At 62.6% G+C, this 17,863-nt stretch carries 16 protein-coding genes; 12 read left to right on the forward strand and 4 right to left on the reverse strand.

Translation table 11 applies throughout. From position 1 onward, the window contains the following. Positions 1-8: 8 nt before the first annotated feature. Positions 9-335: a hypothetical protein gene (locus QM600_RS09130; RefSeq protein ID WP_283261141.1), complete on the reverse strand. Its 327-nt coding sequence runs from the start codon at positions 333-335 to the stop codon at positions 9-11. A gap of 1,248 nt (positions 336-1,583) precedes the next feature. On the opposite strand from QM600_RS09130, the gene QM600_RS09135 reads away from it, so the two are divergent. The 8 genes from QM600_RS09135 to QM600_RS09170 all read left to right on the forward strand — a co-directional run bounded on the left by QM600_RS09135 (position 1,584) and on the right by QM600_RS09170 (position 10,329). Beyond that, positions 1,584-3,689 (forward strand): FtsK/SpoIIIE domain-containing protein, encoded by a 2,106-nt coding sequence (locus QM600_RS09135; protein ID WP_283261142.1) that lies wholly within the window; start codon positions 1,584-1,586, stop codon positions 3,687-3,689. A gap of 106 nt (positions 3,690-3,795) precedes the next feature. Continuing rightward, on the forward strand, positions 3,796-4,152 hold the full coding sequence (locus QM600_RS09140) for a hypothetical protein (RefSeq protein ID WP_283261143.1): 357 nt from the start codon (positions 3,796-3,798) through the stop codon (positions 4,150-4,152). 44 nt (positions 4,153-4,196) lie between these two features. Then, the gene (locus tag QM600_RS09145; protein WP_283261144.1) at positions 4,197-5,570 is read left to right on the forward strand and encodes a CpaE/TadZ family protein; all 1,374 of its coding nucleotides are present in this window, start codon (positions 4,197-4,199) and stop codon (positions 5,568-5,570) included. Positions 5,571-5,653: 83 nt separating this feature from the next. Beyond that, positions 5,654-6,880, forward strand: coding sequence for an insoluble domain protein (locus tag QM600_RS09150; protein WP_283261145.1), 1,227 nt, complete (start codon positions 5,654-5,656; stop codon positions 6,878-6,880). Positions 6,881-6,981: 101 nt separating this feature from the next. After that, positions 6,982-7,671 (forward strand): DUF8176 domain-containing protein, encoded by a 690-nt coding sequence (locus tag QM600_RS09155; protein WP_283261146.1) that lies wholly within the window; start codon positions 6,982-6,984, stop codon positions 7,669-7,671. 45 nt (positions 7,672-7,716) lie between these two features. Beyond that, complete coding sequence (locus QM600_RS09160; protein WP_283261147.1) at positions 7,717-8,250, forward strand: hypothetical protein; 534 nt, start codon at positions 7,717-7,719, stop codon at positions 8,248-8,250. Positions 8,251-8,270: 20 nt separating this feature from the next. Next, on the forward strand, positions 8,271-9,182 hold the full coding sequence (locus QM600_RS09165) for an N-formylglutamate amidohydrolase (protein ID WP_283261148.1): 912 nt from the start codon (positions 8,271-8,273) through the stop codon (positions 9,180-9,182). Beyond that, positions 9,175-10,329 carry a hypothetical protein gene (locus QM600_RS09170; protein WP_283261149.1) on the forward strand — a complete coding sequence of 385 codons (1,155 nt, stop codon included), beginning with the start codon at positions 9,175-9,177 and terminating at the stop codon, positions 10,327-10,329. Before QM600_RS09165 ends, QM600_RS09170 begins: the two co-directional genes overlap by 8 nt. Before the next feature lie 419 nt (positions 10,330-10,748). On the opposite strand, the gene QM600_RS09175 is transcribed toward QM600_RS09170, so the two are convergent. Then, positions 10,749-11,351, reverse strand: coding sequence for a DUF2510 domain-containing protein (locus QM600_RS09175; protein WP_283261150.1), 603 nt, complete (start codon positions 11,349-11,351; stop codon positions 10,749-10,751). Between the two features lie 25 nt (positions 11,352-11,376). Next, a complete protein-coding gene (locus QM600_RS09180) occupies positions 11,377-12,069 on the reverse strand; it encodes a DUF732 domain-containing protein (protein WP_243622772.1) in 693 nt (230 codons plus the stop codon). A 268-nt stretch (positions 12,070-12,337) separates the two neighbouring features. On the opposite strand from QM600_RS09180, the gene QM600_RS09185 reads away from it, so the two are divergent. Together QM600_RS09185 and QM600_RS09190 are read left to right on the forward strand one after the other, a co-directional pair. Continuing rightward, on the forward strand, positions 12,338-14,104 hold the full coding sequence (locus QM600_RS09185) for an McrB family protein (RefSeq protein ID WP_283261151.1): 1,767 nt from the start codon (positions 12,338-12,340) through the stop codon (positions 14,102-14,104). Next, positions 14,097-15,341: an McrC family protein gene (locus QM600_RS09190; protein WP_283261152.1), complete on the forward strand. Its 1,245-nt coding sequence runs from the start codon at positions 14,097-14,099 to the stop codon at positions 15,339-15,341. Before QM600_RS09185 ends, QM600_RS09190 begins: the two co-directional genes overlap by 8 nt. Before the next feature lie 154 nt (positions 15,342-15,495). On the opposite strand, the gene QM600_RS09195 is transcribed toward QM600_RS09190, so the two are convergent. Next, positions 15,496-16,050: a transposase gene (locus QM600_RS09195; RefSeq protein ID WP_283261153.1), complete on the reverse strand. Its 555-nt coding sequence runs from the start codon at positions 16,048-16,050 to the stop codon at positions 15,496-15,498. Positions 16,051-16,277: 227 nt separating this feature from the next. Here QM600_RS09195 and QM600_RS09200 point away from each other — a divergent pair, with 227 nt between their 5' ends. Together QM600_RS09200 and QM600_RS09205 are read left to right on the forward strand one after the other, a co-directional pair. Then, on the forward strand, positions 16,278-16,988 hold the full coding sequence (locus QM600_RS09200; RefSeq protein ID WP_283261154.1) for a hypothetical protein: 711 nt from the start codon (positions 16,278-16,280) through the stop codon (positions 16,986-16,988). Between the two features lie 6 nt (positions 16,989-16,994). Next, on the forward strand, positions 16,995-17,849 hold the full coding sequence (locus QM600_RS09205) for a hypothetical protein (RefSeq protein WP_283261155.1): 855 nt from the start codon (positions 16,995-16,997) through the stop codon (positions 17,847-17,849). Positions 17,850-17,863 lie beyond the last annotated feature (14 nt).

Raw genomic sequence — 17,863 nt, forward strand, 5'->3', positions numbered from 1 at the left:
TCAACGGTCTAGGTGCTGATTCCGAAGAGACCGAGGAGCCAATTGCCGATCCCGGTCGCAGCAGATTCCGACGTCGCGATCCCGAGGTACGCGAGCCCGAACAGACCCAACCCGCCGACCGTGAAGACCCGCGAGAGATTGCCTTTGAGACCGCCGACCAGCACCACACACGCGAGTGCGATCAGGATCGTGAACACGACGTTGTCCTTGATCCACGCGCGCAGGCCACCGGTGTTGACGTCCGTCGACTGCGCGAGGGTGACGACATCGGTGGCAGCAGGTGGGTGCGTCGTCGCGATCGACACGTCGATCACGGTGGTGGCGATAGAAAACATGAGCACTCTCCAACAGGTTGAACAACCAGATCCCACGAATGTGGTTGTGCGGGAAAGTAGAAGAGTGGGGTCGCGGATTCAATCCGCCTGTGGATAACTGTCGTCAGTTCAGTGGACGGGTCGGCAGGTGGGTTCGGACATCTTCGTGATCATCGCTGGTACGAACATCTTTCGGCTCTCGTGTGACGGGTTCCGGGGGAGTGGACCATCGACGTTGTTCGTGCGCGGTGTCGAGGGTGTTTCGACGCAGGTCTGTGGGAGGTGATTCGAGTAGGTCGAACCGAGGGTCTCTGCGTTCGTGTCGATGGGTGCTCGGAGGCAGCCTCGGAACAGGTATCGATGGACACTGAAAACTCGTCTCGGGTGCCCTTGCCGGGGGATCGGGGAATGGGTTGAACTGGTACCTCTTTCGGACGGTCGCACCACCTGCCCGTATGGCTACCGGCAAAGCGGTTCCGGTGCACCAGTTTCCCGTCTCCCCGCACAGGGTGCAGGTACCGAATGCACGCCGCTGCACGATATGCACGCAATGCGAGCAGAGCATGCACCGCACGCGGTACGTGCACACGCTCTGCGGGGCGGGTGTGAATCGGGGTGAAGTTCACGGCTTCCGAAAGGGGTTTGAAAAAACGGGCGGATCCACCGTCCCCTCCGGGGTCACTCCCCCCGGCCCTTCGGGCCTAGGGGGGAGTGTATTCATGAAAATTGCTCCACGCCAACCTATTTCACGCAGTGCAGGTCAAAGCGTGTGCGGCGGTATGCGGCGCCCGTCATCTGACGTGCTGCCGGTGCGTCATCTCAGGGTTCTCGACATCGGCGGATGAAGGCTCCGCAGCGCGCATATCAAGTAGTCCGAGAGGGCTGACAAGGAGCTGGAATCGGCAGCCTGAAAACGCTTCGGCACGATCGAATCCAGTCGTCCACGAGGCAGTGAACCGAGGTGCTGTTCGGAGGTTGAACAAGGTGGTTCGCAGACCTTCTGCCAGGTGCCCCGCAGCCCTCCGGATTGCGCTTCCCGCGACGGGTCTTCCAGTGTTGCAATCGCTGTCGGCTCGAACGTCCACGGACACATGACTCGGCGGGCGTGAGAGCGCATGTACGAAGTGTTCGTGTGGGCAGCGCAGTAAGCAGCTATCAGAGTTATCCACAGGCGGATTGAGAATCTCTCCCCGTGCCTGCGAAAGTGCTCCCACAACGCACCCCGGCACAACCTGTCCCGGGACTTGATTCGAGCGAAAGGAGCAGTCGGTGGGCAGAAGTCAGCACGACCCACTCAAAGACTTCCTCGTCGACCTCTTCAGTTCGGATACGCCGAAAGGGCAGGCAGGCAAGGCGGAGGAGACTGCGGTCGGCAAGTACACCGCGTTCGCGCCGTTCGCTGTCATCGCAACAGCTTTCGCGTTCTACACCCCGCAGTTGGTCGAACTGACCGGACACGCATCCGAGAATCAGATCGCCTCCGTCGCAGCATCGATCCACCGATACCGCTGGCTGATCCTGATCATCACTCTCAGCCTGATCTCGCTCGACATCGTGCGGTTCCTCTCCCACCGCCGCCGCGTCCGACTCGATGCGCAGGTGCGCCAGGCCACCCGCCATCTCCCCGTCAAAGTCGCCGTGGGATTCCCGCCCGGCATCACCACGTTGCGCAGCGCCCGGATCACACTTGCCCGCGGTGCGATCATCCGTCCGAAAGAGATGGACGAATTGACCAGTGCAGTACGTGCTTCCGCGAGCCGACCCGGAGGGAAATGGACCTACACGCTCAGGCGCGAAGCGCATCGCGATCAGATCGTCATCACCCGCAAGGAAGTGGCACCCGACACCCGATCGGCTCGGCACAAGGCCCTCGACAAGGCCCTCAAAGACGGGCCGCTCAAAGACCCGGTCGTCACCGTCGATTCGCACGACGACAACGGCATCGAGACCGCATTCAAGATCACGTTCACCCCCTCGCTCAACAGCGGCGCACGAGCGTTCCAGAAGAAAGTCGACGAAGCACTCGCCGCCCTTGCCGGCGAGCACGAATCAGGGCGTACCTGGGCGACGGACTGGTCCCCGTCGCAGGGCTACCTCGTCATGAGCCTGCGCGCACCGCTACCCACCCGCGTCGATCATCCACTCGAACTCGTCGGCGAGAATCTACGCCACCTGCCGTATGCGACCGCGGCATCGGATCAGGTCATGTTCTGGGACATCTCCACGAAGTCGAACAAACCACATTCCTTGATCGTCGGCCCCACCGGCGGCGGAAAAACCTCGGTCATCCGCACCCTGCTCACCGAAGCCTCCCGGCGCGGAATCCCGTTCCTGGGCGTCGATCCGAAAATGATCGAACTCGACGGACTCGAGGGATACCCCGGCTGCGCCGCGATCGTCTACGACGCCGTCCGCTCGGCAATGCTCGTACGCGCCCTGCACAGCGAAATGATGGCCCGCAACCACTACGTCCACGTGAAGAAAATCGAGCCCTCACAGCTCCCACTCCTGATCACCGTGCTCGACGAATTCTTCATCCTCTCCGGCAAATGGCAACGCCTGGCGAAGACCGGCGACGACGAAACCCGCGAGCTGCTCAAGGAACTCGACCCGCTCGGCGCGTGGGCCGATCTCGCGGTGCTCGCACGCTCGGCCGGCATCCGCTTGCTGCTCGGTGTGCAGCGTCCCGACGCCTCCCTGTTCGGCGGCGCATCGGGCAACGCGCGCGACAACTTCGGCACCCGCATTTCGCTCGGCAACCTCTCGCAGGACGGCGCGATGATGATGTGGGGCGACTCCCAAGTCGGACGCGAAATCGACACCTCCGTTCCCGGTCGCGGCGTGGCATTGGGCAACGACGGCATACCGGTCGATGCGCAGATGTGGTGGACACCGAACGTCGACCCGCACCCGAACAAATGGAACCAGCTCTCGGACTCGGAGAAGAAGATCATCAACGGGCTCCGGCCACAGCAGGAACCGCAGATCGCGTTCTACTCGAAAGAACTGCGCCAGTTCATCGAATCCGAACGCTCCATGGCTACCGCTGCACGCGAGCGCGGCCACGCTCCGGAGCCGACCGTGCTCGATCAGTACATCGACACCCCCGCCAGCACCGCAGATGACGATATCGCCGATGCGATACCCGCCTCGGCGGTCACCGAAGGCATGACCGTACTGATCGACGACGGCCACGGCAACGAATACGCAGCAACCGTTTTCGCCGTCACCATCATCCGCGACAAAGACACCGGGAACGTCACCGAAACCACACTCACCTTCCACGGCACCGGACGGGTGAAGAACCACATCACCTACGGGCCGCACGAAGTGGTGATCCTCCCCGAACCCGACAAAATCCTCACACCGGTGTGACACACCCAGCGACGAGTACATCTGCACCCCTCATTCCCAGAACCCTCGAACCCTCGAACCCTCGAACCCTCGAACCCTCGAACCCCTGCATGAAAGGTCCACCCCCATGAGCCGACGTATCTCCCAGTCGATCACCCCCACCGCCGAAGACATCGCCCTCCTGCGCGGACCCTTCGCCGCACCCAAAGGCGGCGGCGATCCGCTCATCACCGAACTACGCAAAGTCCTCAAAGACGCCGTACCCCCATGGCTCGCCAAGCTCAGCGAAGACCAGGAACTCACCGGGCCGCGACTCGACGAAATCAACAACGCCGTCGCCACCCGCCGCCAGATCATCGAAGTCCTCCCCGACGGTAAAGCGCGCAACGACGCGCTCGCCGCACTCGAGAAGGCCGGCGACATCGTCGCGGAAATGAACACCGAACTGTCCGCCATCACAGCGTTCAGCCCGGCCAGCGCCTGATGTCCGCCCTTGCCATCGAGATCACCTCCGAGCGGACCGCACTCGTGAGCAGGGCAGGGGACGAGGCGGTAGAACTGTCCGCTACGGCCGGACAGTCGATTCACGCGGTGATCGCCCAGTACAGCCGCCAGCATTCCGCCGATGCGGGTGCACCTGTCGAGGTCGTTGTGCAGGAAGCGGGCCGCTCCCGCCAGCTCACCGTCGCACCGGACGGGAAGGTGTCGCAGTCACTGCCGACCGGGCCGATCTCGGCGGCGCCGAATGCGCCGGAACCGACAGCGGCGGAAGCCATATCGGTTGGCGATGTCGAGGAACCGGTAACGATGTCGGTAGCCCCGATCGGCGTCCTGCCGATCGACGACGAACAACCCGCGCGGGCTGACAACCACGCACACTCGGTGGCGAATTCTCGTCCCCGAAACGATCGCCCGGTCATACCCGGCGCACGACCACATCCCACCTCTTCGGGCTCCGCGGCGTCGGTGCTGGCGGCACCGGAAATCACACCCGGAACAGGCGAACCTGCACGAGCAGGCATACGGGGCCGACTCAACGGTGTCCTGAACCTGCGACTGGCACCGAAACCGGACTCCGTCGAAATGCGTCAACGCGCAGCCATCGCCGCGATCACCGGCCCCCTCCCAGGCTTCTCGATCGTGGCCGTGGCCAACCCCAAAGGCGGAGTAGGCAAAACCCCACTCGCAGTCGGACTGAACGCCGTCATCGCGCACCATCGCGGAGCCGGAAGTACGGTCTGCGCTGATGTCGCCGAAGTCGGAGGCAGCCTCGCCGACCGCGTCGCCGTCCCACCGCGCGCGGGGCAGAACGTACTCGAACTCGTTACCGCCGCCACGGCCGCAGAACAGGGAAATATCCGTCCCTCGGAGTTGTCGCGGTATCTGGCGCGGCAACCCGGCGGAGACGACATCGTGGCCGGCACCTTCGACGGGTCAGGCGAGGCCGGTCTGCGATACGACGACGCCGAATCATTGGCCACCATCCTCGCCCAGCACCGCGAGATCCTCATCGCAGACACCGGCAACAACCGGCTCGCCGGAAGCTGGCAGTGGGCAACCTCGAACGCACATGTCCTCGTCGTTCCGGTGCCACTACGCCGCGACGCCGCCGCTGCCGCACACCGCATGCTCCTCGACCTCGCCGCCACAACACGATCCGCTGTCCTGGCCCGCACGATCGTGGTCATCACCGACGGGCCGGGAGATGCGCCGATGGTCGAAACCGAAGCAGTCGAGGCATTCCTCGAACTCGGCGTGACTTCGGTCCTGCGGATGCCGTTCGAGCCACTGTTCGCCTCCGGCGAGCGCATCGCCGCGTCCCAACTCCGCGGCGCGACCACGCAATCTCTCACTGTCGTTGCCGCAGCAGTGATCTCCCTGATTGCAGGTACTTCCCGCTGATTCCCTTGTCGACCGGGCCGAATCGGTCGACCTCTCTATATGTGACTCCACTTCCAACGTCCTCATTGAAAGGCTCCACCACCATGGCCACACTCGACATCACCTCAGGGAACCGAGCCGCTCGCCGCGCACAGCACAGTGGTCAGCGCCGCCGCCGCAGCGCTGCACGTCAGGGCACTGTCGCCGTTGTCGCCTGCGCAGCGGTCGCGGCCGGGATCGCCCTCGCGCCGTCGGCGATGGCCGTACCAGGGCAGGCCGGGATCACCGACGGAGGCGGACAGGCAGGTATCGCACAGGGCGGCGGCCAGTCCGGTGTTACCACTGAAGCTCCCGCGCCGGCCCCTGTCGTCCCCGGGCAGCCCGAGCCGACCTACTGGGTCGAACCGCCCGTCGAGTACCAGAACATTGCGTACCAGCCGCTGGCGAACTTCGACTACAACACCAACACCTATACCCCGCCCACCAACTACGACGCGACATCGATCGACTACAGCCAGCTGCACCTCCCGGGCCCGGTCGAGATCATCGCGCCGATCATCGCCCCGCGCGACACGCTCCGCTTCGGCACTTTCCATATCGCGCAGCCGAATTGGGTCTCCGACGCCGACCTCGAGAGGACCAACAACACGACGTCGATTGTCGAGTCGATGGTCGCGACGTTCTGGCATTCGACCGGTGTTCCCCTCGGCAAGGCAAGCCGTGAATCCGCAGCTCAGATCGCCGGTACTGCCAGTGGAGCACTGGCGGGGGCAGTCACTGTCGCCGCGCCGTTCGCGGCGGGCGGCGCGCTGATCGGCGGCACCATCGGCGGAAACATCGGCATGGGCTTGGGCAACGTGCTGGTCCCCGGGGCCGGTTGGGTGCCCGGCGGCATCGCCGGCACCGCAGCCGGTGCGGGTATCGGTGCGGCAATGGCCGGTGCTCCAGCTGCCCTCTTCGGTGCAGTCGGCGGCGGTGCCGCAGGCTTCGTCGCGGCAACCGCGTACGGCGCAGGCGAACTCGGGGTGCCCGTCGACGTCGAGGTCCCAGACGTCGACCAGCCCGCAGTGACGACACAGGCGCAGAACGTCCTCACCGAGTGGGAGAACTCTGGCCCCATCGGGCAGGCCGCAGCCACCACCGTTCGCGACACTGTCGCCGCCGCACCCGCGATCGATGCGCAGGTCCGCGGTTTCGTTGCCGTACAGCCCGGTGGCGAGGCGGTCATCGAGCAGGTCGACGCCGCCCTCACGGACTCCCTGCTGAACGCTTCGCCGGGTCTGGCATCGACGCTGATCAGCCAAGCGGTCGGTGCGGGCGTACTGGCATAGGCACGTAGGGCATGTACAGCTCGATCGGGGCGGGCGGCACACTCGCTGCCCGCCCCGATTGGCGAATGGCAATGACACCGACGAAAGGTGGGTGCGCGCACATGAAGCCGATCCTGAACACCAAGACGACCCGACATCCGGCAGTGATCGACACGCTCGGCGGCGCACCGCTACCCACCCGTGTCGGCACGCCGAAAAACGTCAGCTCACCCAAGACCCCGAGGACACCGAAGTCGCCGCGCCGACCGAAGGACGAGCGAGACGGAATCTCCCACAGACTGCGATATGCAGCAGCATTACTGCTGGTCGTGGCACTACTCTGCGGGTTCCTGGTGCGCGTGTTCTCCGGATCTGACACCTTCGCACCGACGCTCGCCGTCGACGACGGGGCAGCGCCCACTTCGATGCCGGCCCTGGACATCACCCCGCCGGCTACCGCCGCCGCACCGGCCGCCGACCCCAGCGCATGCCGCACCGACCACGGCGATCAGAAGAGCGGAGCAGGCGTCATCGCTGCCTTCGAGTACGCCTACTACGTCACCCGCTCCGCAGACGCCGTCCGCGCACTGGCCACCCCCGATTCACCTCTGCCGCTCGCGGACAAGATCAAAGCCGGAATCGACTCCGTCCCCATCGGAACCACGCATTGCGTGCGCATCACGCCGATCACCGACCGCGTCTACTCCGTCGTGATCGCCGAAATGCGCCCCGGCCAAACGCCGGCGCAGTTCTCGCAGACGATCACCACCAAGGACATCGACGGCCGCTGGTTCGTCGACAGCATCAGCTGACTCACGACCGCAACCACATTCTTTCGAGAGAAACGAAGACACCCAATGAGTCACTCTGCCAAGCGAACCCGACGCACCACCACAGTTGCCATGGCCGTCGTCGCCGTCGGGGTCTTGGTCGCGTTGACCGCATGCGGGAGCGATGACAGTCGCGCGGCCGCCAGTGTGTCCGCGTCAACCAGCGGAACGGTCGTCACCGACTCGACCGACGATCTCGGCAGCATCATCATCGGCTGGGGCGAAAAGCACTCCGATACCGAGATCACGACCCCGAAACCCGAGGACGTCACCGCCCGCTGCACCGGCAACGGAGACAATCTTGCCGTGAACATCTCGGCGCCCCATGGCTGGAAGATCAAGGCATCCAACTCTTCTCAAGTCCTCACCGTCGAGAACGCCGAGCAGAAGATCGCAGGCGACATCGACACCAGTCATCGGTTCCTCGAAGCCTTGCACTCCGTCGACTGGTCGAGTCCCGATCAGGTCGACATCAACGTCGTTGCCGATGCGCCCGCCGAATGGAATCCGCCCCACGGAACCGGCCACATCTACCTGTCCTTGCACGTCGACTGCGCCTGACCAGAAAAGGAAACTACGGAATGTACTCCGCAGATACCGAACCACCTGCCCGCGTGGTCAATTCACGTCCCGGAAAACATGTCGGTGCCCGCTGGCAGGATGAGCGCTCCGAGAGCAACAGGGGGAATTCAGTGCCGGACGCCTTCACCGTGATACCGGGCGACGAGGGATCGCCGGTCATCATCCACGTCCCTCATTCCTCACGCCTGATCCCGCAGGGTATCCGCGCCGACCTGATGCTCACCGACGAGGAACTTGCCGCCGAGCTGGACGAGGCCACCGACACCGCCACCGACGAGATCGCCCTCGCCGCTCTCGCCCACGTGCGCCTGCGGCCCACGATCGTGATCAACAGTCTCTCCCGCCTGGTTGTCGACCCCGAACGGTTCCCCGACGGCGACCCGGCTGAGGTGTTCGGTCGCGGCGCGGTCTACACCCAGACCTGCTCCGGAGCGCCGCTGCGCGCACAACCGTACCCGTCTCGGGCGGAACTGATCGACGCCTATTTTCGTCCCTACGCCGATACGGTCACCGACGCTGTCGCCGACCGACTGAACGCTTGCGGGCGAGCGATCGTCATCGACCTGCACTCGTACCCGGAGAAGCCGTCCGCGTTCGAGGACTCAACAGCCTCGCGGCCGCCGCTGTGCATCGGCACCGACCCCCGGCACACACCGTCGTGGTTGATCGACGCCGCCCGTGGCGCTTTCACGTCCCTCGGTGAGATCTCCGAAAACGCGCCCTACGGTGGTACTTACGTGCCGATCCGGTATTACGGGACCGACGATCGTGTGTCGTCGGTGATGATCGAGCTACGCCGCGACATCTACCTGACCGATCCGTGCACACCGCACCCTGAACGCATCGCGCGGCTCGGCCGCAATCTCGCTGCCTTGATTGACGCGGTGGGCGATCGAGCCGCCGATGTGTAAACCCAAACCCGGCCCACGCTGCACCCCGCATATTCGCGCGCGCCTCGACAAGGCTGCCGCCCGCATCGACGTTGCCTGCGCAAAGCTCGACGAGCACCCCAGCCACACGCGCCTGCAACGACGTGTTGTCGCCGCCGAAGCTGCCTACGTCGACACCCTCGAGCTCTACGACTCCACACCCGGCGGACAAGACGACCTCCGCGCAGTGATGGACGCCGAACCCGAACACGACGGTCGCGCCGATCTGACCCGCAGACTGGCCGCCGGGCAGAAGCTGCGGGCCGAACAAGCCGCCGCCCTTCGCCGCACCCGAAGCGGCATGGACAATGATCGCACCCGAAGCGGCATGGACAATGATTACGAGAGAGGAATACGCGATGGAGGAGACACCGATGACGCAGGAACGCCGCGAGAGGTTCTGGAGGAAGTACGGCTGGAGTCCGGAACTGCCGGAGGACCAGCGCAAGGCGATCGAGGCGCGCTTTCCGGACTGGGGGATCGAGGAAGCCGAAGCCTTCGGCTTCTGATCAACGGCCAACAGATCCAACCGGTCACCGACCACACACTCGCTGCTGACGAACGTGCAGGCTTCACCGCGCGCGGTCTGTCTGCTCCCACGCTCTACGAGCTGGCGCCCGCCGACGCCGGCGTCTACCGCGAACAGATGCTCGAACTGACCCGCAAAAATCCCTATGCCGCTTCGGTTCACGTCTACGGCGAGGACGAATACCGGCAGATGAGGCTTCTGGTCACCGACGACGGCAAGGCCGGTGTCGCACTCAAAGACGACGAAATCGTTTCGGCATTCGCGCACAAGGACAGCGCACACTCGGATGTCGCGCAATCGATGCTCCGACAAAGCACGATGCTCGGAGGGCGTCGTCTGGACTGCTTCGACACGGTCCTGCCGACGCTGTACGCAGACGCTGGATTCGTTCCGGTTGCGCGGCTGGCCTGGAACGACGACTACGCACCTGACGGCTGGGACTACCAGCAGTTCGGCAAGTTCAACGGCGGTCGGCCCGACGTGGTGTTCATGGCTTACGACCCCGATCGTGTCGGCGGCATGTACACCCCAGGGGCGGGGGAGTACGTCGACGACTACGACGTGGGGATCGCTCGCGCTCAGGCGTACACATCCGACTGAGTGCCCCGGTTTAGGTGGCGTGTTTGCGTCCCTTCTGTGGCGGGTGGTGCTCCTGACCCGCCACCTGGCAATGCGACGGACGCGGTCAGGGCTGTCGTCGGAGGGTTGTTCCAGTATCGGCATTTCTGTACCTACCGGAAGGGAATCCGATTTCGGTTGGTGTGTGTTTTCGGAGCCGATTGGTGATGCCTATGTCGAGTTTCTGGAGCAGTTAGGGATCCGATCGGTCTGGCGTGTGCCAGGTAGATGGGATGGTTCGGGCGCCGCGAATCGAGGGGGAATCGTCCAGACAACAGAGTCGACCGAGTTGAAAGTGGACCGATCAATGTGGTCGAGTCTGGTGTGGCGTAGGTATTTGTCTTTCGTGCTGACTTGCACCAAAAATATTGCCGCCGTGAATTTTTGGGGGTACGCCGCGTTTACGGTATCGAGGGCGGTCCGGCGTTGGTATTCGGAATGGGAAGTGTGGCTTCGGTCCAACGCGTTCCGTCGAACCACCTCAGACGTGTGCGGTCGACCTGGTCCGGGTACCACCCTGCTGACGGCGCGCCCATTGCTCGCGTCGCGATGGTCTGTGGTGTTCCCTCGGAACGCTCGGCAACAAGAGTCGATGTGGGATGGTCGGTGTTGCTATGCGGGTCCTGCGACCGCGGTCCGGTTCCCGAGGCGGGTCTTCGTGTGAAAGCGAAGGTTGCTGCCGCGACACCACCGATGATCGGGACCCATGCGATCCAACGACGCAAGGTCAGTGCGTCGGTGCACGCGCTGGACGGATGCCAGGAATCCGATGACACAGAACGGGATTCGTAGCCGAGTATCTTCCCCCAACTGCTGGAACTGTGATTGATCAAGTAACTCTCAGTCGGTCCGCGGTCGCGGATCAGTGCATTCCCGCAGCCGACTTTGGACCCTGCGTGGGAGACGCTCACCGGGATAAGTAGTGCGAGCACGCCAAAGAGGATTGCGATTGCAGCAGCGACGGCAGCCACCTTGAACGCGGTCCAGGGCAGTGTCTTGTTCATGTGGTTCTTCCTTCGGCAGGTCGGTCTAGCGGATGTACTTGAACCACTGAGGGCAGCCGTATTGGGTCAGATAGGTGACCGCCAAACCGGATCGTTCGAAGTCGACCGGGCGAAAGTTCAACGACTGCCCGAGGACCGAATACTCGAATCCGCGTGCGCTGCCCATCTTTTCCCAGTCGGCACACACTTCGGTTGCGCGGTCTTGCAGCCACTGGGGACTTTCGTAGGGGAGTCCTTCCTGGTCGAACTGCTTGATCATCCGGTTCAGGGTGTCCTCGGGTGTCATGGTGGCGGTGGTGGCCCGGGGAGTTGGTACGGTCGACTGGACTTTGGTGGGGGCGTATTCCGGGCAGTACGAGTTCACAGCAGCGGTGATGATCGTCAGGTTGTGGGCGGCGCTGTACACGCCGGCACGGTCGGATTGTTGCTTCAAGATGGTCTTCGCATCGGCAATACTCTGGCCACTGGTGACTGCTCGTTCGATCAGTTCGCACATGCCTGTCCCCACTTTGACGGCCACTTCGTCGCTGTCGAAAGGAACTTCAGCGTTATTGACTTCGCGGAGATAACTCTGGTCTGGTGATTCGGGAATGGCGGTTGACGAAGAACTGCATCCTGCGATGAGTCCGATCCCGCAGAGTCCGGCGACCAGGATGGCAATGCGCTTATGGTCGGGTTTTCGAAGCAGTTGTCCCGGAACGGAATTGTTTGCGCACATGTTTGGAAGCATCGCTAACCGGTAACGGCTTGTTACCTCGCGTCCATCGATCAGATGACAGTGGCGTGCGCTGTCGTCGTGACCGGGTTACGGAGGATGTTTGTTAGTCCGGTGATGTAGTACCGGCCGAGACGCGGCCTGGCGGACAAGGAGTAGCAACTACCTCCATGCACGGTTCGGGCCAGTTTTCGGGAATCGCTGGTAGCGGAGCAGTTTTCTCGTATGTGGTGGCGCAGGGAGGGAGAGCGGTCGGGTATAGATAGCGGTCATGAGCGAGTACACGACCAAAGGTCGCGCGGGGCTGGATGAACTCGAAGCGGTGGGACGTCGACTGATCGTCGACGGATACCTGCGAGGTGATTCGGTTCTGACTCCCGGCCAGCCGGTGTGGTCGCTCGCGAACTTCGTCGAGCTGAAAGAAATCTACATCGACCGCCCGGATCCGAGGTCAGGTGAGAAGTTCTTCAAAAAATTGGTAATTCAGCTTGCGGATGCCAGTGACGGCGCGATCCAGCTGTTCGCCGAGTTGCTGCTCCTGAACATCTTGCCCTTGACCTATCGCAGTGCAACCAAGGTTGCGCATCTTCAGCAGGTTCTGGGCATGATGCAGGATCCGGTCTCCGTCCCCGACGATGTCGTACGAGCGACCTCGGTGGGCACCTTCGATGGTGGCCGAGCTTTCGGGTCCTATCGCTATTCACAATTGTGGTTGTTGATTTATTTCGGGCTGCATCTGCATTCGCTTGCACCTGAAGAGCGGAACGTTCTCGGAAGGGATCCTCTCGCTTTCCGGGCAGCGTTGGCGCACGTCAAGTCGCCGAACCAGCCTATGCAACGTGGTGCAGTGCTCTACCTGGCATTCCCGAAGTTCTTCCTGCCGATCGTAAGTCCGGTGCATCGCAGGTTGATCCGAGACACATTCGCCACCTACTTGCCGCGTCCGGTATCCGGTGACGTGGATGTTGATCTGGAGGAGATCAACAGAGCATTCGAGGCAGAGCAGCGTGGTCCGGTCGACTACTACAGCGAAACCTGGGAGTCGATGTGGAGACCAGCAACGCCTGTGAAGCTCAAACCGAAATCCATCATCTCAGACATCGACGACCCGACTGGTATTGACAGCGAGTTCGATGATGAGGACGAATTAGATTCTGTGGCAACGGAATTCTCGATCGCATATCCAGATCAGGAGTTGGCGGACGCCCTGCATGTGGATCTTGATTGGCTGGTTCATTGCACCGAGTTGTTGAGGATCCGGAAACAGTTGATCTTCTACGGTCCTCCCGGTACCGGGAAGACCTACATCGCCAAGAGACTCGCTCGCCATCTCGCCGGTGCAGACAATGTCACGATAGTGCAGTTCCACCCGGCCTACAGCTATGAGGATTTCTTCGAGGGATTCCGCCCCGTCGCGCAAGACGACGGTCAGGTCGGTTTCAAGCTCAAGCACGGCCCGTTCCGCCGCATCGCCGACAGTGCCCACAAACATCCGGACCAATTGTTCGTGCTGGTCATTGACGAAATCAACCGCGGCAACCTCGCCAAGATCTTCGGGGAGCTGTACTTCCTGCTCGAATACCGTGACGAGGCAATCGATCTGATGTATTCCTCGGACGACGCCGAACCGTTCACGATGCCGCGAAATATCTTGATCGTCGGCACGATGAACACCGCTGACCGCTCGATCGCGTTGGTGGATACCGCGATGCGCCGCAGGTTTGCGTTCGTCGCGCTCGACCCGGCGCAGGAACCGACGAAATCGGTACTGCGGCGCTGGCTCGCGGCACGAACCTACCCGGAGCGTGTCGCGAACCTGCACATCGCATTGAATGCGGCCATCGGAGATCCGGACTTCCAGATCGGCCCGTCCTACTTCATGAATGCGCGCGTACACAACGAGGGGGGACTGGCGCAGGTGTGGGACACCGAGATCGTCCCGTTGCTCGAGGAATTCCACTTCGGCGATCGCACCGTCGACATCAACGCCAGATACGGCCTCGCAGCCTTGGAGAAGACCCTGGCCGCCGGTGAATGATCCGACCACACTGACCCTCTTCGAGCGGTCACCGTGTGGGTACGGCTGCCCTGGATGCTCGTTGTGCCGACCGCAGGCGCGGTTGTCGCCGGAGACCGCTGCCGCGCTCGCGGCCACCGGACTCGTCACGGTCACACCTACGGCTGTGCCCGGTGTGTTCGCGCTGGCCACGACCCGGAAAATCGGTGCGGTCACCGTCGATGCGTTCACGGTGCGGGTGGAGCCGAAAACGCCGATCAGCCGCCTGATCTGGATGATGGGTTTCGTCCGCGACCCCGCCTGGTGGTCACAACACACAGCGCTCGCCGACGCTGACACCGACCTGGTGTCTGCGTTGGCGGAAGCGTTCGCCGTCGCCGCCGAGTACGCCACCGCCCGCGGACTGATCTCCGGATACCGGGAAGTCGAAGACTCCGGCCCGGTCCTACGCGGGCGACTCCGCGCGGGTGATCAGATCACCCGACGATTCGGACTCGCACTGCCCGTGGAGATCCGTTACGACGAATACGACGAGGACATCGGAGAGAACCAGCTTCTGCTCGCGGCCACCCTCACCTTGCTCAATTCCGCGGTGGTGCCGGCGCGACTGCAGGCGAGATTGGCCAGGCTTCGCCGGACCCTTGTCGACGTCACACCGCCGACTCCCGGCGCCGAACCGTCCCCGGGCCGAACCAGATTGAACGATCGCTACCACTGGGCGATGCAGCTGGCGGAGCTGATCACCTCGCACCGGTCCATCGAGCATCGCATCGGGAACGTCGTCGTGCGAGGTTTCGTCCTCGACATGTGGAAAGTGTTCGAGGACTTCCTGATGACCACGACAGCTGCCGCGATCGCCCGCCGCGGTGGCAGGGGAGTGCGCCCCGGATCCTGCCCGACGCGCTATCTCGACCACGGCGCCGTCGTCACGATCGAGCCGGACTTGACCTGGTACGACGCCGCCGACAAGCCGGTGTCGGTGATCGACGCGAAGTACAAGACGCTCTCCGCCGGCTGGCTCGGACCGAACGCCGACATGTACCAACTGACCGCGTACTGCACTGCCCTCGGCCTGCGGGAAGGGCATCTGATCTATGCGAAAGGTGATGTCGAGCCACGTGCCATCGGCATCATCGGGGCAGATGTCACCATCTACTGCCATGCTCTCGACCTGGCGTTGTCGCCAGCCGATTTACTGACCTCGATCGATGCGCTCATCGGAGGGATCGCCGGGCGGCTCGACATCGCCGCCAACTAATGAGTGCATCTGCACTTCGACTAGGCGACCGTTGAATCGTATCCCGCTGGTGTGCAACGTAAGTCGAGCGTTTCACCGAAGGTCCCGCCCGTGTCGGCGAATTTCGTACTCGCGTCTCGATAATGCGAAACCCCGCAGCCGACTACTTTTCGTTTCACTGATGAAGAGCGCTGACTTCGCCGTGTAAGTGATGACGGGTGATCGCCCGACATTCTCTGCCTCGTGCGGCAGAGGGCCCACCCCCCGGCGAGTGCACAGCCGGTGGGCGGGCCATGTGTGCGTCTCGGATTGAGCTAACCCCTTCGCGCTCACCGCTCCGCACTGCATACAACACGATCTCGTCGACACCGTTGAGGCGTCGTTGGCGTTTCCTCGATCTGCGGCTCGAACGTCCCTTCCCGATCGCGGGGACCTCGATCGGGACATGACCGGTCGCCTCGGTGAGCACCGTTTTCGATCGAGTTCCGTTGCGGATGTTCGTCGAGTCCCGGTCCGGCTGGGCTTGGTTCTTGTCGTGCCCGAGGTGCTCGGTCATCTCTTCGTTCAGTGCGGTTTCCAGGACGGTTTTGGTGAACTGTTTGAGCAGGCCGTCCGGCCCGGTCAGCGAATGGCCCTGCTCCTTCGCCAACCGGACCAACTCGGCCGCCGCGGCGGCTTCAGCGGACGGCGACTCGGTCTTCTTCTTCGTCACATCTTCCAGTGTCGTCATCTTGGCACCTCCCTCGCTGAGCATTCACTCAGTTTGTCGGGCCAAACACCGATTATCGGACAGTCCCTACTCGAAAGAACATCCATAACTTGATGTGATTGGTCATGTCAAATCTCACCAGGAGTTTTCGGAGACTTCGGCGGGATTCAAGAATCAGTTTTCAACCGTCGTTGATATCTGCCAGAATGTTTTTGACTCTATGGACCCATGGCAGGGAGATCGCAGCAATGCGCAGGCAAGATAGCTCGTTCTTGGATGGATTCGGAAGCACCTTCCCTCAGCATGACGTGCAGATCGTCCGCAATGGAGGGACGGCACAAGAGATCCGCACGCCCGCGCGGGGAATGATTCAGCCCAAATCGGGCTTCTTCAATCTCGACACACCTATTTACGAGGGCGACGTCGTAGAACTCGACGACCCACGGGGTGGGCGACGCCAACTATTGGTCCGGGAGGTCAATATCAACGACAACCGCAGCAACCCTTCATTCAGCGGAATGAGTCATACCGAAGCGGTGTGGGGGCGCGAGCGTCAGGTTCCACCAGTTCCAGCGTCGAACAATACGACCTACAACGGGCCGGTGATCCAGGTCAGTGGTGGGCATGCACAGCTGGCGTGGGACAACACGGGGCCGGTCAAGCAGACTCTGAGCTCCGGAACCGTTACCGAGGGCTACGAGGACCTTGCCCGAGCGGTCACCAAGGCGCTGGAAGTTGTGAACACGGCCGATGGCGTCAACGAGGATGACCGAGAGATCGCTGACGAGTCTGGCCGTGAGATCCTCGCTGAGGTAGTCAACGAGGAACCGGACCGGTCAAAGATCAAGAGGGCTCTCGCGGCGATCCGCGGTGTCCTTTCTCCTCTTGCAATGACGGCTGCGACCGCAGGTGTCGAGACGGGGGTGGGACAACTCGTCGAGCAGCTGGTTCTGGGCTGACGTCGAATGTCTACTCGGCTACAGGGTCCGCCATCCCGCACGTTCGGGCAACAGATTGCCGGCCCGTTGTGCCGGTTCTGGAAGGCAGGTGGAGGACCGCCGAAAGAAGCGGTCCTTACTGCCTTCCAAACCGTCGGCGTTGGATGGGAGGACGCCTCCAAGCAGACGATGGTGCGGCAGGTGATGAACTCGGCGACCGATACCCAGGCGGTCAAGTTGTTCGAGTTGTTGGTCGAGGAACTGCAAGCACAGCGGACCTTCGTATCAACTGACCAAGAGGTCGTACAGAACCTCGGCGTTCTGCGCGTCGTGCTCACCAAGTTCGGTGTGGAATTGGATACCGACGGCAACCTGCGTTGGCCATCATGGGCTGAATTGTCCACCGCATCGCCTCAGCCAGTTCGCGCGCCGGAACCGGTTACCACTCATATCCCCGCGCACCATGGCCCCGCAACGCAAGGCACCTACCCGATGACGATGTCCCAGACAACGAATTATCACGGCCCGGTAATCCACATCAGCGGTGGACATTCGCAGCTGGCCTGGGAGAACAACGGATCAGTCGACCAGATCGATACGCCTGCAACCGTCACGGACGGTTACGCGAATGTTGCCCGTGCTGTCACGGAAGCATTGGAGTTCCTGAATACGCGCGATATCGACACGGACGACCGCGAGATCGCCGACGAGTCGAGCAGGGTAATTCTCGCGGAAGTGGCTAATGATGAGCCGAACCGCTCGGTGATCAAGCGAGAACTTGCAAGTCTGCGAGGGGTCCTCACACCTATCAGAACGAAGGCAACGGTTTCTCGCATCGGACCCGGAGCGCAGCAACTAATCGAACAGTTGCGCCTCAGCTGAAAAGGATCGTGCCA

This window comes from Rhodococcus sp. IEGM 1379, from assembly GCF_030056815.1.
Classification (GTDB): domain Bacteria; phylum Actinomycetota; class Actinomycetes; order Mycobacteriales; family Mycobacteriaceae; genus Rhodococcus_F.

Excerpts from the sequence above, each read along its gene's own strand:
- QM600_RS09185 (WP_283261151.1), top strand. The coding sequence starts at position 12,338 with ATGAGCGAGTACACGACCAAAGGTCGCGCGGGGCTGGATGAACTCGAA.
- QM600_RS09150 (WP_283261145.1), top strand. The coding sequence starts at position 5,654 with ATGGCCACACTCGACATCACCTCAGGGAACCGAGCCGCTCGCCGCGCA.
- QM600_RS09165 (WP_283261148.1), top strand. The coding sequence starts at position 8,271 with ATGTACTCCGCAGATACCGAACCACCTGCCCGCGTGGTCAATTCACGT.
- QM600_RS09170 (WP_283261149.1), top strand. The coding sequence starts at position 9,175 with ATGTGTAAACCCAAACCCGGCCCACGCTGCACCCCGCATATTCGCGCG.
- QM600_RS09200 (WP_283261154.1), top strand. The coding sequence starts at position 16,278 with ATGCGCAGGCAAGATAGCTCGTTCTTGGATGGATTCGGAAGCACCTTC.
- QM600_RS09140 (WP_283261143.1), top strand. The coding sequence starts at position 3,796 with ATGAGCCGACGTATCTCCCAGTCGATCACCCCCACCGCCGAAGACATC.
- QM600_RS09175 (WP_283261150.1), bottom strand. The coding sequence starts at position 11,351 with ATGAACAAGACACTGCCCTGGACCGCGTTCAAGGTGGCTGCCGTCGCT.
- QM600_RS09195 (WP_283261153.1), bottom strand. The coding sequence starts at position 16,050 with ATGACGACACTGGAAGATGTGACGAAGAAGAAGACCGAGTCGCCGTCC.
- QM600_RS09155 (WP_283261146.1), top strand. The coding sequence starts at position 6,982 with ATGAAGCCGATCCTGAACACCAAGACGACCCGACATCCGGCAGTGATC.
- QM600_RS09160 (WP_283261147.1), top strand. The coding sequence starts at position 7,717 with ATGAGTCACTCTGCCAAGCGAACCCGACGCACCACCACAGTTGCCATG.
- QM600_RS09205 (WP_283261155.1), top strand. The coding sequence starts at position 16,995 with ATGTCTACTCGGCTACAGGGTCCGCCATCCCGCACGTTCGGGCAACAG.
- QM600_RS09130 (WP_283261141.1), bottom strand. The coding sequence starts at position 335 with ATGTTTTCTATCGCCACCACCGTGATCGACGTGTCGATCGCGACGACG.
- QM600_RS09180 (WP_243622772.1), bottom strand. The coding sequence starts at position 12,069 with ATGTGCGCAAACAATTCCGTTCCGGGACAACTGCTTCGAAAACCCGAC.